The organism is Nostoc sp. ChiVER01 (assembly GCF_034531155.1).
Lineage (GTDB): Bacteria > Cyanobacteriota > Cyanobacteriia > Cyanobacteriales > Nostocaceae > Nostoc.
On the sequence record NZ_JAVRBS010000013.1, the window covers coordinates 99,624 to 125,635 of the forward strand.

A 26,012-nucleotide genomic window follows, 5' to 3' on the forward strand; every position below is an offset into this window, starting at 1 on the left:
TTTTCGCTTCAGATGAGAAAACTTTCTATCACGCTAATATTTCCCAAGACCAATTTAATACTAAAACGTTCTCCTACATCGCCACTAAACTGCAATTGAATATTCTTGTTACTGCTTCTAGTTTGCGCTTCCATAATAGATTCTCCCTCTACTCCTTCAAAGTCAATTACCATCAGTTGGAGATTTGGTGGTAGATAAATTTCTCCCCATGTAGGATGCACTTCTACGATAATATCTATTTCCTGCTCCTTCTCTTGAATGAAACCAACGACTAGAATTACAGATTGAATTATTCCTGTCTTTCCTAAATCAATCAGCTTACCCCTGCTAACAAAAGAACCATTAGCACTTCTTAGATTCCAATTTGGATTAGCACTTTGATAATTAAAGATAGTTTCAATTTCTTGCCAACCAGACTCAAAAATATTTTCTAACCATTGTTTGAGTTTAACTAAAGTCTTACTGTCAGTGGGCAATTGAGAAGCTAACTCAGCTTGCCTCACTTGAGTAAGCTCTTCTAAATACTCCAGTAGATTGTCCAAAGGTTGCAACTGGTTGATTGGTAACAAATCAGTTTGTACCTGCCTGACAAATCCCAGCAGTGTCGCTTCTCGAAATGATTTCTTTATCTGCACAGCCACATAGCCAATTCGATTTGACTGGACTTCAGGCGGTACGTAAATAAATTGTGCATCTTCAAACACTGGGCGACATTCTAACGATCCCAAATTTTTGAGCGACAAATCGGCTACATCCATAAGTGTTTGCTGTACAGGGTTCCAACTATCGCTTTTGCCTAAGTCTGTCTCAAATCCCATGTATTGTAGATAAGAGTTTACGAAAGACACAGACAAAGTATTGAGATGAACTTGTTCAGCTTTTTTTGGCGTGGCTTGTCGCCTACATAACTCTTCTGCTCGATGTCTTCCATCTGGCGGTATAGGCCCTGTAAATTTTAAAGGATCTGCCATTTTCTCCATATTTTTTGATTAGATGACTAAAGTTTCTTAAATATTAAATACATATATATTCTTGGAGTTTATCAGTAAACTTTTTTAGGCATCGTTGATAGAAACTATGTAGAGATGTGATTCCAATACCCCATTCTGCCGAAATCTCTTTCCAGGAAATTCCAGAGTATCTTCTTTTAGCTATAGCTTGAAAATTTGCTTCTGGATGACCTTTGATGTGTTCTTGGCAAAAAATAAACTCTGGATCAGATTCTATATATTCTATTATTTGTTCAGATAAAGACATTGGTTGAGATTGAGATGATGGGATATTTTCCAGATGAGAGTCTTCGAGATTTATTTCATTTCCTTTGCCGATAACCTTGGGAATAGCTTCTGGAAAAAAGCGTTTACTCAATAGCATATTTACCCAAGTTAGAACTTCGCCGCGTTCTGGATCATACTTTTTAATATTGTTATCTTGGCAAAGATAGAAAAATAAATTTTGTACTGCCTCATCATAAATATCTTCATAAACTAGTTGAAATTGGCCCTTATAAGGATGAATCAGTCTACCCGACTGCCAAATCGCATTCATCAGCCGTGTTAAAGCTACACGCTGTTCTTTGGTTGCGTATGGGTGTTGTTGGGCTTTGAGCGTTAATTCTTTAAGTTGTACATCTAGTTCTTTTCTCCAGCCGTTAGTCATAAAAGACCTCGAATTCAAACGCACCAACTTGCCAATCTGTATATATCTCTCATGTATGGATTGCGATTTTTACACAGACTAGCCACAATCGTTACAAAACTTTTCGCTCAGACATGAAAGAGATGTAAATAAGTATTAATACTGTTTAGTTAAGGAATACCTTGGTTAGGGAACTCCAAGAAATAAATTATCTAATCTTGTAAGGTGAGCATCTTGCCCGAACCGGATTAAATTAGTGAACAGTTAAGCTTATGAGCATTTATGTTGCATAAAAGCATGCTTGGAACTGCTTACTATAAACAAATCAACCTGGAAAAATGAATGGCGATTAGCTTAATCATTGGAAGCAGTCGCAGATTTGACCCTGAATGAAACACGCCACTTGTATTCGTCGGGGACTTTGACTCCCAACAGACAAATTAATTGATAACCGATAACTGTTGAGGTCTAGCCCTCAATCCCTAATTATTTTTTTTCCAATAATTATTCTCTATTTTGTGGCATAAATTTAGTTAATGCGGGTGATATGTATACAGCAGCATTGATCAACTAAGAAGTTCCTTATGACTAACTCCACCCACCAGCTAGACAATTCCGCTTTAACATTGCCGATTTCCCAATTAGCTCGGATAACTGCCGAGCAATTTGCTAACCAGCAGCCAAATTTTGAAAAAGCAGAGCAAGTTCGGCTGAATACCTTGGCTGTGTGGGTGGTAAATGACTACTTAGAAATGATGGATATTCCTACTAACCTCCAAGCTAGTGACAGCTGGAACCCAATTATGCGCCTCTGTGGGGATGTAGCTGATTTAGAAGTGCCCTCTATTGGTCGTCTGGAGTGTCGCCCTGTCCATTTGCATCAACAGATATGTTCCATTCCTCCAGAAACTTGGGAAGAACGGGTGGGTTATTTAGTAGTTCAATTTGATGAATCGCTCCAAGAAGCGAGGTTGCTTGGTTTTATTCCCAGTGTCAAAAATGAAACGTTGCCTTTAGCGCAATTGCAACCATTGGAAGCGTTTATAGACCACCTGGGCCAACTGCGCCAATCCCCAGCTAGTCCAATGGTGAATCTAAGTCAATGGTTTGCTGGTATATTTGAGACAGGTTGGCAGACTGTTGAATCTCTGTGGAACGTGCCAGAACTCAGACCAACTTATGCCTTTCGCAGTGTTGATACTATCGAATTAAATGCCCTTAACCGACCAGAATCAATTACTAAACGTGCAAAACTGATTGATTTGGGTATCCAAATTCTCAACCAACCTGTCATGTTGATTGTAGAAATCAGCCCAGAAAAGGATCAGCAAACCAGTATTCATCTCCAATTGCACGCCACTGGTAATCACATTTACTTGCCACCAGGAGTTCATCTCACCGTTTTAGATAGTTCGGGAACAGTATTTCTAGATGCTCAATCTAGAAAATTAGATAACTACATTCAGTTGCAGTTTCGCGGTGAACCTAGAGAACAATTTAGCGTTAAAATAGCCATAAATGATACTAGCATTACCGAATATTTTAGAATTTAAAACATCTAGCTATCTTCCCTTTTTGTCAATAATTTATTAAGTGGTAATTGGTTAATTAAAAATTCAAGCCAGCTTTTAAGGATTTTGAAAAAAATCTATAAATGCTTGTAGAGCTTGTGATGAAACATGAGAACAGGGCATGGTTTCCTACAGGGGGATAGCAACGGCATGAGTAAGTTAGTGGTTCTGAAATTTGGAGAGGGTAGTTTTGAGCAAGGGTTTGCTGTAACCCTCGAAATTGGTGAAGAACACGAGCGTGCTACAACAGAAATTACGGGAAAATTACCTTCATTTCCCGAAATGCCGCTCTATTATAGTCATTGGCAGTCTAGTTATCGGCAGATAGGCAATCGTTATCGTCTCCATGCTGACAAAATGCAGGTGACGAATGTATCGATGATTCAAGATTGCGAAAACGCTTCTCATATTTTGCGGGCCCGCTTTAATACGTGGCTGCGAGCAGAGGAGTTTCGCCCTTTGAGGGAAAAATGGTTAGAAAGATTGTCGTCCACGGAAGAAGTACGGGTAATTTTGCAAACAGAAAATAGCCAATTGCAGTTATTACCCTGGCATCTGTGGGATTTGTTAGAACGCTACCCCAAGGCTGAAATCGCCCTTTCTTCACCATCTTACGATCGCATTCACAAACCACGCACAAAAAATCCCTTAGTCAATATTTTAGCGATTGTGGGCAATAGTCAAGGAATTGACACCCAGGCCGATCAAGCTTTACTGCAACAGTGTAGTAATGCAGAGGTCAGCTTTCTGGTAGAACCACAACGGAAGGAATTGACTGAGCATCTTTGGGGAAAAAACTGGGATATTCTCTTTTTTGCTGGGCACAGTTCTAGTAACAAAAATGGCGAAAGCGGACGAATTTACCTGAATAAAACTGATAGTCTCAGCATTAGCGAGTTAAAGTATGCTCTAAAGAAAGCCATTGAAAACGGCTTGCAACTAGCTATATTCAACTCCTGTGATGGATTGGGATTGGCGCGAGAACTAGCTGATTTGCAAATCCCTCAGATGATCGTCATGCGTGAACCTGTCCCAGATCAAGTTGCCAAGGAGTTCTTAAAGTATTTTCTCGAAGGTTTTGCCAGTGGCGAACCTTTATATCAGTCGGTACGCCAAGCGCGGGAACGGTTGCAAGGACTTGAGGATAAATTTCCCTGTGCGACTTGGCTACCAATGATTTGCCAAAATCCAGCGCAGATCCCACCTACTTGGAATGAATTAAGGTCTACAAAAACTGAAGCAGCAAATTTAGTTTTGTCTACTAGACAGAGATTTATAATAACTTTATTATCCAGTTTGGTGATTACAGGCTTTGTTTGTGGGCCGAGATTGCTGGGATTGGTAGAAACTTTAGAGATCGCAGCCTATGACTTGATGATGCGATCGCGCCCTGCCGAAGGACTTGATTCCCGACTACTGGTAATTACAATTGACGATGACGATCTGGCAATTCAAAGAAAAAATAACGAGGATTTAATTGGAGCTTCCATTTCCGAAAAATCTCTTAACAAACTCCTGGCAAAACTGAATCAATACCAACCCCGTGCGATCGGCTTGGACATCTACCGTGATTTTAAAGCCAAACAACCAGATTTAATTACTCGTCTTCAAAAAACTGAGAATTTGATTGGCGTATGTAAAGGAAGTGATGTCACAGTAAATATTCCAGGAAATCAGCCGCCGCCAGAAATCCCTAAGACAAATTTGGGATTCAGTGACTTTATTCACGATCGTGATGGAGTTATCCGTCGGCATCTCCTGTTCATGAACCAAGAGGCGACATCGTTGTGTCCTGCTCCCTTTGCATTCAGTCTAGAACTCGCCTCCCGGTATCTGCACCCTTTAGGGATTGAACCAAAGTTCACTCCTGAAGGGAATTTGCAGTTAGGTAAAACTATTTTTGAGAACCTGAAATCTCGGACTGGCGGCTATCAAAATATTGATGCCAATGGTGGACAAATCTTACTCAATTACCGTTCCCCAAAACAAATAGCCGAACAGGTGAAGCTAACCCAATTTTTATCTAGTCCAATTAACCCTAGTGCGATCAAAGATAAAATTGTTTTGATTGGTGTGGTGGCAAAGGGGGATTCTCCAGACACCTGGCCTACACCATTCGGCGTTCCTTTAGATCAGCAAATGCCAGGAGTGTTAGTACAAGCGCAGATGATCAGCCAAATCCTCAGTGCAGTGCAGGATGGGCGACCCTTACTGCGGGTTTGGTCACTGTGGGCTGAGGTCGCCTGGATTTGGGGCTGGTCTTTAATAGGGGGAGTCTTGGTTTGGCGAAAGCTTTCCTTCCCTTGGTTAGCATTGGTACTTATTATTACCTCTAGTGTTCTATATTTACTTTGCTTTGGTCTGTTAATTGCGGGTGCTTGGGTGCCCTTTGTACCTTCGGCTTTGTCGTTGATTGTCACGGTTAGCTTGATGTCAATATTTAATTCACCAAAAAAAGTTCGGGCGGCTACCGGGGAATAGAGCAATACACTTAGTTAAGAAAATTGATCTGTTAAGGCAGGTAGGGGAAAAAAATCTGATAATTGTATTGGATAGACAAATTTGGATAATTTAATTCTTAGAGTTCACTAGGGAGTGGAAAAAGATTTCTGTATGAAATTTTTGGATAACTAGTAGATAATTCTATTAGGTTTGCATACTTAAGGGAAGGTTTTTATGAAGTCAAATTCACAACCAATAAAACCATTGTTAGTAGTAGCTTTTAGCTGCACTAGTTTACTAGTTAGCCTGACTCCAGTACTGGCAAAACCAACTCTTAGTTCTTCAGCTAGCGATGCTTACGGCGGGCTACGCCTACACCCTGGTGTTAAAACGAACCTTGCTCAAGCCACTGCTTTTAATCAACCCTCACTTCCATCTGGCCCCCCTCCCGCAGGTCGCGTTCGTGGTGGAGCGAAGCGCGACGGCGGGGATGATGCATGTCCACTTCCTATTACTAAAACTGATCTGACTGCTTTAGTGCCTTTCACTGAGGAAGCTAACTCGGTGACTAATGTCTGGGGACAGACAACGGAAGAACACCCAAGTTTGTTTTTCTATGTGCCTTATACTAAAGATTTGCCCTATGCAGTCGAATTTGTACTGCAAGATCAGGATTTGAAGGACATTTACAAAGAAGCGATCGCTCTACCAGATAAACCAGGAGTTATCCGCGTTTCTCTGCCTACCAGCGCTCCTGCTTTGGCACTAAACAAACAATATCGCTGGTTTTTAACCGTTAACTGTGATAAACAAGAAAATTCTCCCCCGACTTTTGTTGAAGGAGTAATACAACGAATCGAACTCAAACCAGCCGCTCTCAAAGAGCTACAAACTACAGAACCTCTAAAGCGCTATGCCATCTATGCCCAAAATGGGATATGGTACGAAGCACTGACGACACTGGCCCAACTGCGCGATCAAAATCCTAAAGATGCAGCACTACAAGCAGAGTGGCAAAACTTGTTAAGCAGCATCCGTTTAGATGATGTTGCAGCAGAACCGATAGTTTCGGATAAACCTTAGACTAAGAAACACATTATCCAGAGCAACTAATACTAACTCACTAAAATAATGAAACAGATATAAACCCTGAAAGCTTTGCTAAGTAAGTTTTTTAATAGTGTTAGCGTTCGCGTAGCGTCTCGTAGAGAGGAACAAGCGTCATTGCGAATTGGTATAAGGAGGTAGCCATAATTAAATATAAAAATAAAATCCTAATTGGTAGTGAGCGGTAACTCGACCACTACCAACTAGGATTTTCAGAACTAAAATCTAAAATTGATTAACTTAGTATTAGTAGTCTGTCCCATTAATTTTGCGGGGTTATAGAGACGCGAAATTTCGGGTCTCTACAGGGTTTTGGTAACAAACTAATCAATCAGAACAAATCTAAATCACCGTCCCAAAAAAAACATAATTGCCTTAGTGTCGCGGGGCGTTTGCTTTTAGCGTCTCCAAGAGTTGCCCATTGCGAATTGTTTTAATCTTCTTTTTGCAAAATATCATCATCAATGCGTCGCTCCCGATTAATATCGGGATTTTCTGCTGTCCAATTATCATCTGCTGCAAGAGATTCAGGAACTATCACAAGCTCAGTCTCTTTTTTATGGTTATTTCCCCATTCATCCAAAACATCTTTGATCAGTACTTCTTGTAACCAAATCTTAGCAACAACAGTCAGGGGTAGCGCCAGAAATAATCCTAAAAAACCAAAGAAGGTGACGAAAAATAATTGGGCAATTAAGGTAACGGCTGGCAGCAATGAAACTTGATGCGCCATAACAACTGGCGTGATGAAATTACTCTCAGCCTGTTGAATAAAAAAGTAGAGAATTAAAACAGCGATCGCTTTCCAAGGTTCATCCAAAAAGGCGATCGCCATTGCTGGTATTACACTCATCGTGGGGCCCAGATTGGGAATTAAGTTAAAAAATCCCGCTAAAACCGCTAAAGCAAGTGCTGCCTTGACATGCAAAATTGATAAGCCAATCAGACTCATCAGCCCGACTACAAAGATGGCAATGAAAGCGCCTGTAATCCATCCCTCCAAAGAGACTTCACATTTATCTAAAATCCCATCTACCCGTCGCCGATAAAATGAGGGGAAAAGCCGCACAAATACTTTGCGGTAAGCCACGGGGTCGGCTAAAATCATTCCCGTTAAAACCAACACTAGCAAAATCTTGAGGACAACTTCCAAAGAGCCAGATACAAAGGCAAAGGAGTTTCCCAATAGGCGATTGGCGAAGGGCTGTGCTTGTTGGATGAGACTATTAATATCTGGGACGTAGGGAATTAACTGGTTAGGAATATGAGTTCTCAGGGCATCAAGCCAATCATTAAAGCGCCCAAACCCTTTAGGAACCTGATAGGTTAGTTCTTGAAACTGCTGTGCAAATGGCGGCACAATTAGCCAGAAAAAACCTACAATAACTGCAAAAAAGATAGCTACTGCGAGGAGGACAGCAAATCCACGCTTCATGCCAAAGCGTTGGAAGCGTTTCGCTAGCCGATTTAAGGTGGTAGCTAACACAACTGCGGCAAACATCAGTAAAAGCACTTCCCGAATTTGCCACAGGATGTATAAAGAAAGAAGTATGGCGATTAAGCCGATCCATTGACCGAGGTTCACAGGCTGACTCCCGACGGTTGGCGAGATGCAATTTTTTGGTAATTCAGCTAGATTAACTGATTTTAGTCACTTGTGCGTCTATGGTTTGAGTTAATTTTGTTTCTGTGCTTGGAATCGCCACAGTAGCGCGATCGCCATAATCGCGATCGGCAACAATACTATAATTAGCGCGTTAGTTGCTGTTACTGGAATTGATAGGCTTGGCCCTGCATACTTAATTAATACTGATAACAAAGCCGAGAGTAAAAGCAGTTTCAGAACAAATCCTAGTTGATTTTGCATAAAAGTACGGCATACAAATTTTTGTGGTACACACGAATTTGCGCTGTACCGCCCAGTTTCTACAATAAACCTACAGATACAATCCTTTCCAACTTTCTTTAGGAAATACCTTTGCTTTATTCACGTCAAACTCAACCAGCCAAAAACTTGTTCTACAGTCAGTTCCAATTCGATACCGTCAAAGATGGGTAATTTATCAGCACCTTCGTATAATTCCAATCGCTGTCTAGGAAAAATCCCTAGCACACTTTCGTCTTCTGGGTTGATTAACCAGCCGAGTTCAGTACTATTGCGCGAACAATGCAATAATTTACTCAACACTTTTTTTAACCTTTGGTTTGGAGAAAGAATCTCAATTGCCCAGTCGGGATGAATTTCAAAGCGGTTAGCAATTCTGCCAGATGCTGTTTTAGGAATTTTGTCCCAGCGAAACACAGAGACATCAGGGACGATAGAAGCACCACCGAAGGTACAGCGTAGTTCTGGGAAAGCGTAAGCAATTTTTTGATTTCTAGCAATGCTGTTAATTGTTTCGCAAAGAGTAGCTTGGAGCAAGCTATGTTCACCTTGGGGCATTGGTTTTTGAATGATTTCTCCGTTAATAAAGTCTGATGCTGGTTCAGTTTCTGGTAGTGTGAGGAACTCGTCTAAAGTTAGTTGGGGTTGAGTTGCGATCGCCATAAGTAAATAGTATGAAGGGGATAGTTTTATTATGGGCGTGCGATCGCCTACTCTTAAAGCTTGCTATCCTCGCATCCTTCGTTTCTGATAGGTGCTATAAATTATCTTTTTGCCAAACCTATGAGGCGATGAACTTTTTTTTTAGTGCTGAGACATTTTAGATCAAACTAAGCTATTAACATAGCAATATCTGCTAGAAAGCTCCCTGCTCCCCTTGCCTCTTCTGGTCAGTTTAATTATTGTCCACTCAGTAAATACAACAAACTTGGGCTAAAATTACGTTTTAGTGTGTGTAATTATCCAAATATCCTTCTTTTAGATAATATTGCTATTGTCTAAAATTAGAAATATGAGGATTAGCGATCGCACTGAAATTTGGTTGTTCACCAATCATAAGATTTTTAGAGGGTACTACCATGCAAAATATGCTAAAACGCGCATTCTTACCTAGCTTGATGGCTGCTACTTTATCTAGTACTAGCTTAATATCGGTTCAACCTGCTTCTGCTGATGACCGAGTTATTAATAATGCAGCCATTGGAGCCGGTGCAGGTGTCTTAAGTGGAGTTGTAACAAAGTGTGGTTCGGTATTAGACAATGCTTTTAAAGGTGCTGCTGCTGGTGCTGCTGTTAATGCTGCCAATGGTGCAAGACGCGCCAGAGCCAGAAGAAGAAACGGACGTTTACCTGTTCAAGATATCGGTGTAGGTGCTGGTGCTGGTGTATTGGCAGGTGCAATTTCTGGTGGTTGTAGAACTACCTGGAAAAATGGTGTCAATGGTGCTGCTGCTGGTGCTGCTGTTAATTTATTAGATAACAGACGCAGAAGAAGATAATCTGTTATTAATAACTCGTAATTTAGTTACCCAGCAAGGATTATCAATAAAAACTTTCAGGCGCGTAGAACGGTATAGTCGGCGATCGCCAACGGTGGGGCGTAGCCCATCATGCAATTATGCCAACGCCTTACCTGCCTCAAAAAATGCTCTTTCCACACGGCGTTCTAGATGCAGGCGGTAAACGTAGCCATCCCGTCAGGCTGATCGCGCTGTTTTGCCTAGCTTAATTCTTCGACCTCAACGGCAGTAACTGTAATTGTTGCTGAACCTGAATATACTTGCTGGGAAATATCCTCGTTTGCAGAGTTAGCAGGTGCTTTTGAATTGCTAAATGCAGTAGAGGTGGCTTTTTTACGTCTAGAAGGTGGTTTGTGTATTTGCGATTTACGCGAACGGTGAGTTATACCGATTTTTATTTAATTACTTAGCGGAGGCATAAACTTTGCTGAAAATTATACAGGTAGAAACTGACGAATATAAATCTCACATACACCAACTCTTTTGGGAATATTTTAACGAGACTAAGTTGATATTCAGTCATCAGTTTGGCATCAATCTAGATGTGAATAAATTCTTTGAGCAATATATGACTCAACTGCACGAATTTATACCTCCTTTAGGACGCTTGCTTTTGGGACAATACGAAGCAAAAATAGCAGGCTGCGCTTGCTTGCGAAAAATTGGTGAAGATATTGGCGAAGTTAAAAGGATGTATGTAAGGCCGGAATTTCGCAAAAAAGGAATCGGTAGAGCATTATTAGAAACTATCATCAATGAAGCTTCTAATATTGGTTACTCAAAGATTCGTTTAGACAGCACCCCTTTTGCAAAGGAAGCACATACACTTTATCGCCTATATGGCTTTCAGGATATCGAGCCGTATTTAGAAAAAACAGAGATTCCTTTAGAATATCGAGCTAACTGGGTTTTTATGGAATTAGTTTTAAAATGATCAATATCCGTTGTGAAACTTTGTCAGACTACACAGTAATAGCTGAGGTGAATACATTAGCCTTTGGGCAAGAAAATGAGGCTAAACTTGTAGAGAAAATTCGCCGTTCTGACCGCTATATTCCAGAACTTTCTCTGGTTGCACAGATTGAAAATATTGTAGTCGGTCATATTTTATTCAGCTACATTGATCTGGTGAGTAAAGAAACACTACAGGTTCTCGGTTTAGCACCTTTGGCAGTTCGTCCAAAGTTTCAACAAAAAGGTATTGGTAGCGCACTAATAAAAGCAGGGTTAGAAATAGCAGAGGCAAAGAAAGAAGCTATAGTGATTGTCCTTGGTCATCCCCACTTCTATACTCGCTTTGGCTTTCAGCCTTCTGTTGTTTATGAAATCGAGTCTCCTTTTCCAGTACCAGAGGATGTCTTCATGGTTAAACCACTGCAAAGCTATCATCAAAAGTATAAAGGAAAAGTTTTTTATCCATCTGCTTTTGATGGGGTATAGTATTATCTCGCACTAATCAAAAATTCAGTAGACCTCTTGCAAAATTATTTTGTGGTATGCATTAAGAATTTTGTTAAAAATGCACATCCAAATCGATGCAGAAAACTTTACTACTTCATTGGTATGTCTAAGGGACTTCCAACTAAAAAAATATACAATCGCTTTGGTGAGCAGGGGAAGCAGGGGAAGCAGGGGAAGCAGGGGAGGAAGAATCTAACAATCATCTTCGCTCAGAAAATTGAATAATTTAATTTCTGGAAGTCCCTAATTCAAATTGAACGCAAATTTTAAAGCTTATTATTGTACCATGAATTATTTTTGCAAGAGGTCTATAGCGGTCAATGAATTAGCTTTAGCGAACCGGGCGGAATGCACGTTGCAATCACAGCAAATTTGATTCTGTTTATCTATGAATCTTTCCGTTTTTAGGAATGTGGCACGACCGACAACGCACACATTCATATCCAGTTTAATCTCAATTCATACCGCCATTATGCAACGCCTTACACTCCTTAGTGCTTAACATAAATTCTCAGGCGTACCCTTCCTGGTACTCCAGACTGTGCTCTAATTGATAGCTGAACTGCGTTATCGGCAGGTCTAACATCAATCGTATTGAATGCTTTAATATTTGGAATGTTATCGTAGGGCGTGTACCATGCTTCGGTAACAGCAGAAGAAAAAGGAATAGTATAGGTAAAAATTTGTGGATACACTGGAGCAAAGTATTCGTCTGGGCCTTAGCCCTAAAAGTTTGACGCAGCAATTTACAAAAATTTTCAATTATTATTTAAGAGATTTCTAAAGAATAAATTGTCCCAAAAAATTAATTTTTAAGCATTCAAAAAAAGAATTATAATAACCTTGAGCTTTCAATTTCTAAAGTTTGAGCTATGTTTGCATTAGTCTCGCTTGAGAAAATTCAGCTACCTGTGGGAGCAGTTGTGCGGTTGCCTGCAACCTGGCAAGATTATCAGAGTTTGTGTCAGCAACGAGGTGGCAATTCAATTCCTCGCATAAAATTCCAAGATGGAGAAGTCTTGCTCATGTCTCCTCTTCCTAAACATGGACGTGATGCCCATTTAATCGCAAATATCATTACAGTTCTGCTGGATTATGTTGGACGTGAGTACGATGCTTTTACTCCTGTGACAATGGAATTACTAGAGGAGAGTGGAATCGAACCAGACTATTGTTTTTATATTGACCATTGGGAAGCCGTATCTGGTAAGGAGCGAATTGACTGGAGTGTTGATCCTCCTCCTGATTTGGTGCTGGAGATTGATGTAACGAGTTATTCTGATGTGAATGATTACCTCCCTTACCAAGTTCCAGAAGTCTGGCTATACCGCAAAAAACAACTGTGTATTTATCAGTTACAAGGTACAGAATATCTTGCTCAAACTCAAAGCAAATATTTTTCAGATATAAATCTCCAGGATATAGTTGCTAGGTGCTTTGAAGTTGCCTACGATCGCAATACCAGTGTCGCCATTCGTGAACTCAAACAGCGCTTAGGTTGAAGAAGAGGGAGGGAAGCTGGGAGATATCACTGGTGCTGAAACTACATCCTTTACCTCTAACGCAGCCGCAACCTGTAAAATTAACGCTTCATTATATGGTGCTGCTATCAATTGCACACCTAAAGGTAAAGCATTTTGGCGCTGAATTGGTACTGATAAAACGGGTAAACCAATAAAAGATAATGGTTGAGTAAATAATCCTAAATGAGGACGGACAAGAATTTCTTCCCCATCCAAAATCATAGTTTGTTGACCAATTAGCGGTGCGGAAATTGGTGTAGTTGGGGCAAGAATTATATCTACATTTTGAAAGACTTCCCGAACCCGATCGCGATACCATTTTCTAAAGCGTTGGGCTTGCAGATACCAGCTACTAGGAATTAACGCCCCTGCTAAAAAGCGATCGCGTGTTGCTGCATCAAAATCTTGAGGACGACATCGTAACTTATCCAAATGCAGATTTGCGCCCTCACTAGCTGTAATCACAAAAGCTGCTGCACGGGCGCGGTGTGCTTCTGGTATGGTTACGTATTCAGTGACATTTAAAGCATCAGCTACCTTTTGCACTGCTGCTAAAGCTTCTGGTTCTGCGCCTTTGGTGAAATAATCATCAGCAATAGCAATTCTGATATTAGAAATATCTTGTTTAAGTTGTGGTAAAACCAATTCAGGCGGACGCTTTGTACAAATTGGATCGCGATCGTCTTCTCCTTGAAGCATATCAAACACCGTAGCAATATCCTGCACCGAACGCGCAAAAGGGCCAATGTGGTCAAAACTGCTAGAAAATAAAGCTACCCCAGCACGAGATAACCTTCCGTAAGTCGGCTTAAAACCAAAAACGCCACACAACGCCGCCGGAACCCGAATTGAACCATTTGTATCAGAACCCAATGTTAACGGTACTAACCCAGCAGCAACAGCAGCAGCCGAACCACCCGATGAACCACCAGCAACTCGCTGTAAATCATGGGGGTTGTGAGTAGCACCGTAATGGGAATTTTCCGTTACAAATCCATAAGCGTACTCATCCATATTTAAAGCGCCAACCAGCACAGCACCGGCTTGTTTCAGCTTCGCTACTGCGGTTGCATCAAGGCTTGCTGCTAGGTTTTCTGCATTGATTTTTGAACCCGCCAGAGTCGTTAAACCAGTGATATCGAAGAGGTTTTTCACTGCAAAAGGTACACCAGCAAGTATTCCAGGATGATTACCTTGGGCAATTTCCCTGTCAATGTGGGCTGCATCTGTTAAAGCTGTTTCAGCAGTCACAGCCGTAAAACAGTTAAGTTGATGATCCCGCACTGCTATTTGTGCGATCGCAGCCTTGGTAACTTCCACCGCGCTAACTTTACCTTCACGTACAGCAGTAGCTATCGATACAGCATCATTCATGGTTCAAAAACTGGTGCAACTTCAATATCCTCTGCTAGAGGAAAAGAATTTACCAGATTAGCGATCGCACTAATTCTCTCAAAATTTGCCACCACACCATCACGATACTCATCCCTTAGCTGCAAATCCAACAACAACGCCATAAGATCAACATATTCACCCACATTAAACCCTTCCATCTCTTCTTTGCGTCCTTGGCGTCTTGGCGGTTCGTTATACTAATTCAATTAATGATTGCAACACATCCTTGGGTAAAGTAGAGACGCGATGAATCGCGTCTCTACAAATGGTCTATTTGTCGCATTCTTTTTTCAAATTGGTATTATTCTAAACTTATAACCTCTTTCGGCAACACAAAAAATCCATCCTCTCCCGCCTCAAAATTAACAACCTGAAACACAGCATCAATATTTAACTCACCATAAATATGAGGAAATAAATTATTTACCTCCGCAGCTTCATAGCGAATATCTGCTTTAACTTGTTCAGAATCAATGCAAAGAATTACCAAACCCTTTTGATTAACAAAAAAACGATTCGCCACCCAGATAACTTGTGCTGCTGTCGAACAGTGGATAAATCCTTCCGAGTCTAAAGTATCACCGCGATAAGTTCCGAGGATTTTTGCTTGTTCCCATTGTTCGCTTTTGGTGATATGTAAAATAGTGTTCATGGTAATTAATTAACAAATGCGATTAATTTTATACAGTAAGCCCGGCTGTCATTTATGTGAAGGCTTGCAAGAAAAGCTAGAAAAAATCCAAAATCTCAGTTTCGAGTTGGAAATTAGGGATATTACGACTCGTGAAGATTGGTTCGCGGCGTATGAGTATGAAGTGCCAGTACTGTATTTATCGAACCGCCTTCGCGAAGCGTCTCGCAGAGAAGACGCCAAGGGCGCGGAGGGAGAAATTATAGAAGCACCATTGCCTCGTCCTTCTCCTCGTGCTAGTGTGCAGCAGTTGGAGCAAATGTTGCGTAAGTATTTAGCCAATTAGAAAAAAATAATGCAGAATAAGCGCAAGATTAAGAAGGTGACGAGGTTCACAAAATGAAATTGCGGGAATTACTAACGGCGGTAGACAGTGTTGAACAATTGCCTAGCCATCCGATGGAAGATTTAGAAGTTAGGGGTTTGAAGACGAATTCCCATGCTTGTAGTGCGGGAGATTTATTTATTGGGATGCCAGGAACGCGGGTTGATGGTGGAGAATTTTGGCAAAGTGCGATCGCATCCGGGGCTGTAGCTGCGATCGTTTCTCCCGAAGCAGCACAAAAAAATCCTCCCACAAATGAGGCTGTGGTCATTAGTGCAAGTAACATAACTCAAGCTTGTGCCCAGATAGCCAGTGCTTTTTACGGTTATCCTGGGCGAAAACTCAAACTGGTGGGTGTGACTGGTACAAATGGCAAAACTACAACTACTCATCTGATTGAATTTCTGCTCATCAAAGCTAATCTAGCTACAGCTTTAATGGGAACTCTCTACACTCGTTGGGCAGGTTTTGAGCAAACTGCTGCCCACACTACGCCTTTTGCGGTGGAACTGCAACAGCAGTTAGCAGAGGCTGTAAAGGCTGGTAGTGAGTTCGGGGTGATGGAAGTGAGTTCTCACGCTTTGGCCCAAGGTAGAGTGTTGGGCTGTGAATTTGATGTGGCGGTGTTCAGTAATCTTACCCAAGACCATCTCGATTATCACAGGGACATGGAAGATTACTTTGCCGCCAAAGCGTTGTTATTTAGCCCTAATTATCTCAAGGGACGAGCAATAATTAATGCTGATGATTCTTACGGGAAGCGGTTAATTGCCTCGTTAGATTCTGAGCGCGTTTGGAGTTACAGTGTAAACGACAACAGCGCCGATTTATGGATGAGTGATTTAAGTTACCAACCAAATGGTGTCAGTGGTACATTACATACACCAAAAGGTGATGTAGCTTTTCGATCGCCACTAGTCGGTCAATATAATTTAGAAAATCTTCTTGCAGCCGTAGGAGCAGTTTTACACTTAGGGCTAGATTTGCAGTTAGTAGCGTCTGTAATACCTGAGTTTCCCGGAGTTCCCGGACGGATGGAACGGGTACAAATTGATGCTGACCAAGATATTAGCGTGATTGTGGATTATGCCCACACCCCCGATAGTTTAGAAAATCTGCTGAAAGCTGCACGCCCGTTTATACCTGGTAAAGTGATTTGTGTGTTTGGTTGTGGCGGCGATCGCGATCGCACCAAGCGTCCAAAAATGGGTAAAATTGCGGCTGAGTTAGCTGATGTTGCAGTAGTGACATCAGATAACCCTCGGACTGAAGACCCAGAAAGGATTTTGCAAGATATTTTAGCGGGAATTGCTGATACAGTACAACCAACTGTAATTTGCGATCGGGCTACTGCAATTCGTACCGCAATTTTACAAGCACAACCCGGTGATGGAGTGTTACTTGCTGGTAAAGGTCATGAAGACTACCAAATTCTCGGCACTGAAAAAATCCATTTTGACGACCGAGAACACGCACGCGACGCTTTACACCAAAGACTGAACATACATTAATTTGGGCATTGGGCATGGGAAAGAGGACTTGGGGACAATGAGAATTGGGGACAAGGGGAAACACTTGTTGCAAGTTCTAAACTTATGTCACCTTGTCCCCTCTGCTCCCCTGCCTCCCCTGCTGCCTCATCCCCCACTCTCCACTCCCTCGTAAGTGTAGTTTTTTATAGTTAATGTTTATTTCGGTGGGATTTTTGTAAAAAATGCACACATAAAGGTGAAAATCGAAGACAGAGTTATTTCTTGCTTCATTCAAGTTGTGCTTAACTCATGAATGTTTCTCTGGCTAAGGATCTGTCTGTTTATCAACTAGTTATGGGAGTGCAAGCGCCTCCTAAACCATTGTCCCTCAGTCCTGCTACTCTGCTATCACTGGTGAGAGCGCAAATTGACTTACTAATTGAGCAGCAAATTGCAGCCACTTTATGGGTGAAGTTACCACCAGAAAAAATTTGGCAATCAGAACTAGCGCGTTATCAATCCTCGGTAGGTGCGTCTAGTCTCATTTATACTTGCCAGATTGATGAGAGTGAAAAAAGAGAAGATGAGGGAGCAGGGGAAGTAGGGGAAGAAAATACCCCCTTATCTTCCTCATCTCCCTCATCTTCTTTATCCCCCTCCTTCTCTCATCATGTCCCCGTTCACCTATCACCAGATAGCCAAATGCGACGGGAAAACTTTCTGATGGTGTTATCGCCCCAGTTTTGCAGTTTAATTTTGGCTCATCGACCACTTAAAAAACACAAAAATAAAATATCGGGCAAGGTAAATACTAATAAAAACCAGCCGTTGCTGATTATAAATTCTCTTGAGGGGAGAGTAATTCAGCAAGTATTAAATGGTATGGAACAAGCGATTACGCCGGAATCCTCCCCAATACCTGTTGGTTTTATTTGTCCAATTGCACCCCAAGGCGTACTGATGAATCAACTGTTTGCAAAACAACTCCTGCGACAAGATGAAATTAATCGTCAAATCATCGCAGTACGCACTACCAAGTTGCAGCAACAAAATCAAGAACTACAAAACAAAGAGCAACTTAAAGATGAATACTTAAAAAATGTGTGTCAGGAATTACGTACACCCTTGACGCACATGAAGACAGCACTTTCATTATTGAATTCTCCTAATCTTAAACCCCCCCAGCGACAACGTTATTTACAGATGTTAAATACCCAGTGCGATCAGCAAAATTCCCTGATTACTGGTTTGTTGGAACTGGTGCAGCTAGAACGTAATTTAGAGGGGACAGCTTTAGAGCCGGTGCGACTTTCAGATATTGTACCTGGGGTAGTTAGTACCTACCAACCTCTAGCTCAAGAAAAAGGGATTATGCTAGGCTACACCGTACCCACTGAACTTCCATCTATTTGGTGTGTGACTGGGGGGCTAAGGCAGATTGTGATTAATCTGTTGCATAACAGCATTAAGTTTACTCCTAATGGGGGTGAAGTTTGGGTGCGTGCCCGAATTCAAGGCGATTATGTCCAATTAGAATTCCGCGACACAGGTATCGGTATTGCCGAAAGCGAGATTCCCAGAATCTTTGAGCGGTTTTATCGTGTGCGTACAGCAGCAAATGAAGATTATGGTGGTGCTGGGTTGGGGTTAACAATTGTACAGCAATTGCTGGTGCGCTCTGGCGGTTCTATTTCTGTGAAAAGTAAATTATATGAAGGTTCCACTTTTACAGTACAACTGCCAAGCGTTGGCGATACCCCGAAAGCGATCGCATTAGAAAATGAGTGATAAGTTACGTTACAATGCTCCCCTGAGTTAACTTTATGGTGTTATAGCAATCCTATTTGAGTTATAAAAATTTTAGTCATTAGTCATTACTACTAATGACTAATAACTAGATTTACCCACGGAAATTCAAGAAAATTAGCGTAGGCGTAGCTCGCCGCAGGCATCGCACAACTGTGCTGTAAAGACTTACGATTAGCTAGAAGTTTTTGGTAGTGCGGCGCTAATTTGGCGGAGCATCATGACTTGCCAATAAGGTACAGGAGCCAGCAATACAGTACCAGTTCCCTCAAAAGTATTGACGAGAAACTCACCAGAAGTCATCGAACCTAAAAGAGATTTGGTAGCTTTTTCAACGCGATAATTTAAGCTAGTTGTGCGAGCGATCGCAAAATTTCCATCCACAACTAATCGGTCATTTCGTAAATTTATTACTTCTACAGGGCCTTGTGCTGCCATCACAACTGTACCCCTGCCTTTAACTTTTGTTTGAAATAATCCCTCGCCACCAATTAAGCCTGATACAAATTTGTTTCGTTCAACTCCTACTTCTATAGTGCCATCACTAGCCCAATAAGCACCACTATCTAAAATCCATTCACTACCGTCTAATTCTAAAATGTGATATCCCGATAAAGAAGGCTCTAAATATAATTCACCAGTGCCTGTATATGTAGGACGGAAAATGTTTTCTCCCGTGGCTAAGGACTTTAAAAATCCGCCTGCTGAAGGAGCTTTAGATTGCATCTGAATGTTGCCACGTATATAGTACATAGCACCCGATTCAGTTCGTACTGTTTCGTTTTGCAAAGTTACCTTGACTAAACGTAAGCTTTCTTTTTCAATTACTTCAAAACTTGCCATAATTTTCCTTTTGACTTTTGCAGAAATGTATACTTCGCTTTTAACTAGAATTTATATACATTTTTGGCATCTATTTTTACAGATGACAAGTCATAAAAATTTAATTAGATTGCTAAACAAAGTCTATTTTAAGACTTACGCATGAGTTAGGAATAACGTGGACGCTTGGCTTGCCGCAGGCTACCGCAGAGGCACAGAGAAACCAGTGCGCTCTTGCAGTTCCCTGACTTGTACCCCTACAAGGAAGCAAGCTCAAACTACGCTCTTAGCGTTCCCGCTCTTTAGCAACTGGCGCGGCACAGAGAAATCAGAGTTTGAGATATATTTTGTGTAATACCAATTTGAAAAAAGAATCCGACAAATAGACCATTTGTAGAGACGCGATTCATCGCGTCTTTACCCAAGGATGTGTTGCAATTATTAATTGAATTGGTATAATTAATAATATTTAATAAAAAAACCTTTCCCTAGCTTTAATACGTAAAACCTGTCCCTCTCCGACGAGCGAGAGGGGCAGACTTGAACTTTAGTTCAAAGCAGGGAGAGGTTTATCGAACTCAGGTTAATTTAGAATGAATATTTATAATTTTGAAAAACAATTCTTGAATATTCACTCCTAAGTTTCAATTCCTAATTTATGTTTATTGCTAACTTCTAAGGGAAGGAAAATTGTCAAAACTTCCCCATAGTGTGGACGCTGACGCACAATCAATTTACCGCCGATCGCTTGAAACAAATGCTTGGTTGCGGCAATATTCAAACTGATCGTACCTGTTTCTGGTTGAAACATCAGCAATTGACCCAGAGCTTTGCGAATTGGTGGCGTTGCAGGTATAGCGGTTTTACTTGAATTTTTGCATCCAAATTGGGGCGATAATTGTAACTTAAGTTGATCTCCCGCCGGAATAACTTGTACTTGAATATGACTACCAGCAGGTAAGCTACGAGTGAAATTCTCTATCAAACCAGTAAGTACCTGATCCAGCATCATAGGATTACTTACCACAGTTGGTAGTTGCTGGGGTAAAACAACATTTAAAGTTAAGCTACGTCGATGCGCTGCTTGTTCCCAACGGGGAATGCTCTGCTGCAAGACTTGATCTAAAGACATCGGCGTGAGTTGAGTTTTTGGCGATTTTGCTGAGGTAGTAGTTTCCAATTCTGCTGCTTTAAACAGTAACTCCATGCGATCAATTTGCTCAGTACACTCGTGATCGATAATTTTTAAGCGATTGATCACGCTGGCATCTAAATCTCGCCGCTTCAGCAGCAGACGAGTCATGGTGCGAATAGTTGTTAAAGGTGTGCGGACTTCGTGAGCAAAAGCTTGGAGCAATTCCACATCAGGATTTGGGGATTTGGCTTCGGGGATTGGACATGGGTTATTCTCTTTATCTTCCTTGTCTCCAGTTCCTATTAGAGAGTCCTTAGTCTCTTCTGCTTCTGTTAATTCTTGAAGCAACAACTGGCTAAACTGAATCATGATGCGGCAATCTGGCGCAACCGGAGAATACTCTTGTACTAAAGTATCCAGACGGGCAAAAAATTCTGGATTAGCCAGCATTACCCTTGCTCCTAGCGATCGCCAAGCCTGCTGCACGACTTCTGGCTCAAAAGAAAATGAAAAGGTTTTTTTACCGTTTTTGTGGGTTGCTAAAACCAGTACTAAACTAAATTTTTCTGTAAAAACTAAGCAAAATTGTTCTGCACCTAGTGGATCGGCAGGTAATAAAGAAAGTACCGATTCATGAGGAGCGATTTCTTCATTTACAGACGCGATTGTATCTGGCATCTGAAATGGCATCAGCGCCAATGGGTTAAATGGTTTTGCTGTAAAAGTTACTGTTTGTAGGCTTTGAGTCAGTTTTGGCTGACTAAATAAAGGTGCTGGTGCAGCTAAAACTAATCCTTGGGTTGTGTCAACTGAAGGGTCTGCTAAAGTATTTAATAGCAAATGTTCTGTCGCTACTAGGCTGACACGCCACTGCCGCTCTGCTTTAGCAGGTGAACATTCAGTCACACTTGATTGATTTTGGGCCAAGATTTCGCTCAGACTTGGCAATATCCATTTGTACACAGGCTTTCACCCCTTAATTCAAGAGCGACTAACAGCGTCTAGGGTAGACATTTCACTACTACCTACGAGGTTATAGCTATTTGTGTACTGTTGAAAGTGGTAGAACCGAACAATTCGGGGGCAATTTCCCCTCTAAGTGCGATCGCAGATTGATGATTGTGCTGATTTCGCCTCTCGAATCGGGATTGCAATTACAAACTCTGCACCCTGTCTCGGTGCTGAAATACATGTCTACAATCTCCAGATCACGCTGACGTTTCTTATGTAGCGAGGTAACATGCTCTTGCAATTCAGCTAGCATCTTATCTCGCGATCCGATTTCGTGGTATTCAAGTTCATGACTTACGAAATATCCCAATAGTCCAGCAACTTCTTCAGCCTCTTGTTGAGCAATATACTTAGCTATCTTCAATTGTTGATGAGCATTAATCGCACCAGTAATTACTGAGAGAGTAGCTATTCCTAAAATTCCCGAAATTAATTTTTGACTAATTTTCATTCCTGGCTCGAAACCTCAAGTGCTGGCTACTGCGCTAATTCAGTTTTGGGGAGTTTGCCCTGATTTTAAAATTTCCAGATATGTGTCTGAAAGCTACAGAGTCAACAACCATTAGCCAAATCTTTAATCTGGATCTATGGCGATGCCTACGGCTGGCTACGCCTACGCATTTTTTGAGTAGATTAACAATAGACCATCTCAAAGGCACTTTATGACTTCTTTTAATTCAGTTGAAGATTTGGTACTAGTTGCTGGTGCAACTGGTGGAGTTGGGCAACTAGTGGTAGGCAAGTTACTAGAAAAGGGTTTGAAAGTTCGCGTTTTGACACGCAATGCTAAAAAAGCCGAAGAAATGTTTAACCACAGAGTAGAAATTGCCGTTGGTGACATCCGCCAGCCAGCTACACTGCCAGCCGCAACACAAAATGTCAGCCATATCATAAGTTGTACTGGAACTACTGCCTTTCCCTCTGCACGATGGGAGTTTGAGCAATCGCCAAACTTGATTGAATGGGGAATCACTTTTCTTAACCCCAAATCTAGTGAAGCAAAAGCAAAGAATAGTCCGGCAAAAGTCGATGCCCAAGGTGTAAGCAACCTAGTGGCAGCAGCACCCCGCAATTTGAAGCGGTTCGTTTTCGTCTCTTCTTGCGGAATTGAGCGTAAAAATCAGTTTCCTTTTAGTGTTCTTAATGCTTTTGGCGTGTTGGATGCCAAACAGAAAGGCGAAGAGGCCATTATTAACTCAGGATTATCCTACACCATTATCCGCCCAGGACGCTTGATTGACGGGCCATATACCTCATACGACCTCAACACCCTCCTCAAGGCAAAAACTGGGGGTAAATACGGTGTGGTAGTAGGTACTGGGGATACACTTTCGGGTGATACCAGCCGGATTGATGTAGCAAACGCTTGTGTAGAATGCCTTTTACACCCAAGTAGTTCCAGGAAAATTTTTGAAATAGTCAATCAGGGACAAAGACCGTCTGCTATTAACTGGGAAACTCTTTTCTCTAAGCTCTAGTGAGCGCTAAGGGACTTCCAAACATCGCTATAAAGGCAGGGGGAGGAAGAGTTGTAGCGAAGTCTAGAAATCGGATAATACCAATTCTCCAAAATGAGGCAACAGATGTAAATCAATAAAGTCCTGCTGCATCTAAGTTTCTTAATTGCAAATTGCGTTCGCGTTCGCGTAGCGTCTCGTAGAGAGGAACGAGCGTCATTGCGAATTGGTATAATTTCTTTTTTGGGATTCCCTAAGTAGTATTTTCTCTAATACGCAATGCTCAATACCAAAATACTGCTGATTATACGGGATACGGAAGCAATGCTTGCGGCGGGCTATTCGGTGTCGCGTCCTTTAATTTTGTTCTATTTTCTGTACTTTTGTAAGTTATTACCTTTAAAGGCGGCAAACACGACTCTACTGTTACGGTTCACCCTAATTACTGAAAGTATTAATTCCCATACATTAGACAGAGTGAAGGCAATAAATCCATGAAATAACTAAAAAAACTGTTTAGTTAGTTTAACCGTCCTAAGCAAGGTTCGGGAAACCACCCTTCATGGACTGGCTAACACTAAGCTTCAGTATATATATCAGCATATCTGGAGTTATAACCCCAGAAAAGCCAAAACAAAGGTATTCATGCTGAACTGGCTGATTTATTGACCCTATTGGTTCAAAATTTAGTCCTTTATATTCTCATTCATTCATTTGTAGTTATACGGAGCCAGCACCTAAAATGGCAAAAGTAGTTGGAATTGACTTAGGAACAACGAACTCCTGCGTGGCAGTGATGGAAGGTGGTAAACCCACAGTAATTGCTAATGCTGAAGGTTTTCGGACAACGCCATCAGTAGTCGCATTTGCGAAAAATGGCGACAACTTGGTTGGTCAAATCGCCAAGCGCCAAGCGGTGATGAACCCCGAAAATACGTTTTACTCAGTCAAACGCTTTATCGGACGCCGCTACGACGAAGTAAGTAATGAAGCTACGGAAGTTTCTTACAAAGTCCTCAGCAGCAACGGCAATGTCAAATTAGATTGTCCTATAGCTGGTAAACCGTTTGCTCCTGAAGAAATTTCTGCAAAAGTTCTTCGCAAACTAGTTGAAGACGCCAGCAAATATCTGGGTGAAACTGTAACCCAAGCTGTAATTACTGTTCCCGCATACTTCAACGACTCGCAACGGCAAGCGACAAAAGACGCTGGTAAAATTGCCGGGATTGAAGTTCTACGGATTATCAACGAGCCTACTGCTGCTTCTTTGGCTTATGGATTTGACAAGAAGAGTAACGAAACCATCCTCGTGTTTGACCTTGGTGGTGGTACCTTCGACGTATCCGTGCTGGAAGTAGGAGATGGAGTTTTTGAAGTACTAGCCACATCTGGGGATACCCACCTTGGTGGTGACGACTTCGATAAAAAAATAGTTGATTTCTTAGCTGAGAAGTTCAGAAAAGCTGAAGGTATTGACCTACGGAAAGACAAGCAAGCTTTACAACGTTTGACTGAAGCAGCAGAAAAAGCCAAAATTGAGCTTTCTAGCGTTAGCCAAGCAGAAATCAACCTACCATTTATCACCGCTACCCAGGATGGGCCTAAGCACCTGGATACAACGCTGACTCGCGCTCAGTTTGAAGAACTTTGCTCTGACTTAATCGACCGTTGCCGTATCCCTGTGGAAAACGCCCTTCGGGATGCCAAGTTAAACAAAGGCGATATTGATGAAGTGGTGTTAGTTGGTGGTTCTACCCGCATTCCTGCTGTGCAACAGATTGTGAAGCAGGTATTAGGTAAAGACCCCAACCAAAGTGTGAACCCTGATGAAGTTGTAGCAGTTGGTGCAGCTATTCAAGCCGGGGTACTGGCTGGTGATGTAACTGGCATCTTGCTGTTAGACGTAACACCGCTATCTTTGGGTGTTGAAACATTGGGCGGTGTAATGACCAAAATTATCCCCCGCAACACAACAATTCCTACCAAGAAATCGGAAGTCTTCTCTACTGCTGTAGATGGACAAACCAACGTAGAAATTCATGTCCTCCAAGGTGAACGCGAATTCTCTAACGATAACAAGAGCTTGGGAACCTTCCGTCTAGATGGTATTCCTCCTGCACCACGTGGCGTTCCTCAAATTGAAGTGGTGTTTGATATTGACGCCAACGGTATCCTTAACGTCACAGCTAAGGACAAAGGTACTGGTAAAGAACAGTCCATCAGCATAACCGGCGCTTCCACTCTGGATAAGTCTGATGTTGACCGGATGGTTAGAGAAGCTGAACAAAACGCTTCATCTGACAAAGAACGTCGTGAAAAGATTGAACGCAAGAACCAAGCCGACTCCTTGGCATACCAAGCCGAGAAGCAACTACAAGAATTGGGCGATAAAGTTCCCGATGCTGACAAGACCAAAGTCGAAGGTTTGGTGAAAGAACTGCGGGAAGCAGTGGCTAAAGAAGACGATGAGCAAATCAAAAAGCTCACCCCAGAATTGCAACAAGCGCTATTTGCTGTTGGTAGCAATATTTATCAACAAGCTGGTGGTGGTGCTACACCTGGTGCTGAACCACAAGATAGTGGTTCCACATCTGGCTCTGCTAGCGGCGACGATGTAATTGACGCTGATTTTACAGAGAGCAAATAATTCCCCTACTTTTGTTGGGAAGATTATTTAGTCGCACCTCATATTACCCGCTCAGGCAAACCCCTGAGTGGGGATTTTTTTTAAGGAGTTATAAATTAAAAGTT

General features: G+C 41.7%; 23 protein-coding genes. 12 read left to right on the forward strand and 11 right to left on the reverse strand.

Going from position 1 to position 26,012, the window contains the following annotated elements:
- Positions 1 to 8 precede the first annotated feature (8 nt).
- Positions 9 to 971: a DUF1822 family protein gene (locus RMY00_RS18340; protein ID WP_322648899.1), complete on the reverse strand. Its 963-nt coding sequence runs from the start codon at positions 969 to 971 to the stop codon at positions 9 to 11.
- 43 nt (positions 972 to 1,014) lie between these two features.
- A complete protein-coding gene (locus tag RMY00_RS18345; protein ID WP_322648900.1) occupies positions 1,015 to 1,659 on the reverse strand; it encodes a sigma-70 family RNA polymerase sigma factor in 645 nt (214 codons plus the stop codon).
- A 563-nt stretch (positions 1,660 to 2,222) separates the two neighbouring features.
- On the opposite strand from RMY00_RS18345, the gene RMY00_RS18350 reads away from it, so the two are divergent.
- The 3 genes from RMY00_RS18350 to RMY00_RS18360 all read left to right on the forward strand — a co-directional run bounded on the left by RMY00_RS18350 (position 2,223) and on the right by RMY00_RS18360 (position 6,734).
- Positions 2,223 to 3,191 carry a DUF1822 family protein gene (locus tag RMY00_RS18350; RefSeq protein WP_322648901.1) on the forward strand — a complete coding sequence of 323 codons (969 nt, stop codon included), beginning with the start codon at positions 2,223 to 2,225 and terminating at the stop codon, positions 3,189 to 3,191.
- 168 nt (positions 3,192 to 3,359) lie between these two features.
- The gene (locus RMY00_RS18355) at positions 3,360 to 5,690 is read left to right on the forward strand and encodes a CHASE2 domain-containing protein (RefSeq protein WP_322648902.1); all 2,331 of its coding nucleotides are present in this window, start codon (positions 3,360 to 3,362) and stop codon (positions 5,688 to 5,690) included.
- A gap of 195 nt (positions 5,691 to 5,885) precedes the next feature.
- Positions 5,886 to 6,734, forward strand: coding sequence for a DUF928 domain-containing protein (locus tag RMY00_RS18360; RefSeq protein ID WP_322648903.1), 849 nt, complete (start codon positions 5,886 to 5,888; stop codon positions 6,732 to 6,734).
- A 457-nt stretch (positions 6,735 to 7,191) separates the two neighbouring features.
- Here RMY00_RS18360 and RMY00_RS18365 read toward each other — a convergent pair whose 3' ends face one another.
- The 3 genes from RMY00_RS18365 to RMY00_RS18375 all read right to left on the reverse strand — a co-directional run bounded on the left by RMY00_RS18365 (position 7,192) and on the right by RMY00_RS18375 (position 9,306).
- On the reverse strand, positions 7,192 to 8,343 hold the full coding sequence (locus RMY00_RS18365) for an AI-2E family transporter (RefSeq protein WP_322648904.1): 1,152 nt from the start codon (positions 8,341 to 8,343) through the stop codon (positions 7,192 to 7,194).
- A gap of 90 nt (positions 8,344 to 8,433) precedes the next feature.
- Entirely contained in the window at positions 8,434 to 8,625 is a 192-nt protein-coding gene (locus RMY00_RS18370) for a hypothetical protein (RefSeq protein ID WP_322648905.1), read from the reverse strand.
- Between the two features lie 120 nt (positions 8,626 to 8,745).
- A complete protein-coding gene (locus tag RMY00_RS18375; protein ID WP_322648906.1) occupies positions 8,746 to 9,306 on the reverse strand; it encodes a Uma2 family endonuclease in 561 nt (186 codons plus the stop codon).
- A 416-nt stretch (positions 9,307 to 9,722) separates the two neighbouring features.
- On the opposite strand from RMY00_RS18375, the gene RMY00_RS18380 reads away from it, so the two are divergent.
- The 4 genes from RMY00_RS18380 to RMY00_RS18395 all read left to right on the forward strand — a co-directional run bounded on the left by RMY00_RS18380 (position 9,723) and on the right by RMY00_RS18395 (position 13,126).
- Positions 9,723 to 10,142 (forward strand): hypothetical protein, encoded by a 420-nt coding sequence (locus RMY00_RS18380; RefSeq protein ID WP_322648907.1) that lies wholly within the window; start codon positions 9,723 to 9,725, stop codon positions 10,140 to 10,142.
- A gap of 445 nt (positions 10,143 to 10,587) precedes the next feature.
- On the forward strand, positions 10,588 to 11,097 hold the full coding sequence (locus RMY00_RS18385) for a GNAT family N-acetyltransferase (RefSeq protein ID WP_322648908.1): 510 nt from the start codon (positions 10,588 to 10,590) through the stop codon (positions 11,095 to 11,097).
- Positions 11,094 to 11,603 (forward strand): N-acetyltransferase, encoded by a 510-nt coding sequence (locus RMY00_RS18390; RefSeq protein ID WP_322648909.1) that lies wholly within the window; start codon positions 11,094 to 11,096, stop codon positions 11,601 to 11,603. Before RMY00_RS18385 ends, RMY00_RS18390 begins: the two co-directional genes overlap by 4 nt.
- 893 nt (positions 11,604 to 12,496) lie before the next feature.
- Positions 12,497 to 13,126, forward strand: a complete 630-nt coding sequence (locus tag RMY00_RS18395; protein ID WP_322648910.1) for a Uma2 family endonuclease — start codon at positions 12,497 to 12,499, stop codon at positions 13,124 to 13,126.
- On the opposite strand, the gene RMY00_RS18400 is transcribed toward RMY00_RS18395, so the two are convergent.
- The 3 genes from RMY00_RS18400 to RMY00_RS18410 form a co-directional block, all read right to left on the reverse strand.
- Positions 13,118 to 14,521 (reverse strand): AtzE family amidohydrolase, encoded by a 1,404-nt coding sequence (locus tag RMY00_RS18400; RefSeq protein WP_322648911.1) that lies wholly within the window; start codon positions 14,519 to 14,521, stop codon positions 13,118 to 13,120. The two genes, RMY00_RS18395 and RMY00_RS18400, sit on opposite strands and share 9 nt — an antisense overlap.
- The gene (locus RMY00_RS18405) at positions 14,518 to 14,700 is read right to left on the reverse strand and encodes a DUF4089 domain-containing protein (RefSeq protein WP_322648912.1); all 183 of its coding nucleotides are present in this window, start codon (positions 14,698 to 14,700) and stop codon (positions 14,518 to 14,520) included. The genes RMY00_RS18400 and RMY00_RS18405 overlap by 4 nt, the downstream gene beginning before the upstream one ends.
- 143 nt (positions 14,701 to 14,843) lie before the next feature.
- Positions 14,844 to 15,194, reverse strand: a complete 351-nt coding sequence (locus RMY00_RS18410; RefSeq protein WP_322648913.1) for a DUF952 domain-containing protein — start codon at positions 15,192 to 15,194, stop codon at positions 14,844 to 14,846.
- A gap of 16 nt (positions 15,195 to 15,210) precedes the next feature.
- Between RMY00_RS18410 and RMY00_RS18415 the strand changes: the two genes are divergently transcribed.
- The 3 genes from RMY00_RS18415 (at position 15,211) to RMY00_RS18425 (ending at position 18,818) form a co-directional block, all read left to right on the forward strand.
- A complete protein-coding gene (locus RMY00_RS18415) occupies positions 15,211 to 15,519 on the forward strand; it encodes a glutaredoxin family protein (protein ID WP_322648914.1) in 309 nt (102 codons plus the stop codon).
- 53 nt (positions 15,520 to 15,572) lie between these two features.
- Positions 15,573 to 17,069, forward strand: coding sequence for a UDP-N-acetylmuramoyl-L-alanyl-D-glutamate--2,6-diaminopimelate ligase (locus RMY00_RS18420; RefSeq protein ID WP_322648915.1), 1,497 nt, complete (start codon positions 15,573 to 15,575; stop codon positions 17,067 to 17,069).
- Between the two features lie 270 nt (positions 17,070 to 17,339).
- Complete coding sequence (locus RMY00_RS18425) at positions 17,340 to 18,818, forward strand: DICT sensory domain-containing protein (protein WP_322648916.1); 1,479 nt, start codon at positions 17,340 to 17,342, stop codon at positions 18,816 to 18,818.
- A 192-nt stretch (positions 18,819 to 19,010) separates the two neighbouring features.
- Here the strand turns inward: RMY00_RS18425 and RMY00_RS18430 are convergent, their stop codons facing one another.
- The 3 genes from RMY00_RS18430 to RMY00_RS18440 form a co-directional block, all read right to left on the reverse strand.
- Entirely contained in the window at positions 19,011 to 19,679 is a 669-nt protein-coding gene (locus tag RMY00_RS18430) for an AIM24 family protein (protein WP_322648917.1), read from the reverse strand.
- 616 nt (positions 19,680 to 20,295) lie between these two features.
- The gene (locus RMY00_RS18435) at positions 20,296 to 21,756 is read right to left on the reverse strand and encodes a HAMP domain-containing sensor histidine kinase (RefSeq protein ID WP_322648918.1); all 1,461 of its coding nucleotides are present in this window, start codon (positions 21,754 to 21,756) and stop codon (positions 20,296 to 20,298) included.
- A gap of 76 nt (positions 21,757 to 21,832) precedes the next feature.
- A complete protein-coding gene (locus RMY00_RS18440; protein WP_322648919.1) occupies positions 21,833 to 22,255 on the reverse strand; it encodes a hypothetical protein in 423 nt (140 codons plus the stop codon).
- Between the two features lie 211 nt (positions 22,256 to 22,466).
- Here RMY00_RS18440 and RMY00_RS18445 point away from each other — a divergent pair, with 211 nt between their 5' ends.
- Positions 22,467 to 23,282 carry an SDR family oxidoreductase gene (locus RMY00_RS18445; protein ID WP_322648920.1) on the forward strand — a complete coding sequence of 272 codons (816 nt, stop codon included), beginning with the start codon at positions 22,467 to 22,469 and terminating at the stop codon, positions 23,280 to 23,282.
- Positions 23,283 to 24,003: 721 nt separating this feature from the next.
- Positions 24,004 to 25,908 (forward strand): molecular chaperone DnaK, encoded by a 1,905-nt coding sequence (gene dnaK, locus RMY00_RS18450; RefSeq protein WP_322648921.1) that lies wholly within the window; start codon positions 24,004 to 24,006, stop codon positions 25,906 to 25,908.
- Positions 25,909 to 26,012: the final 104 nt, after the last annotated feature.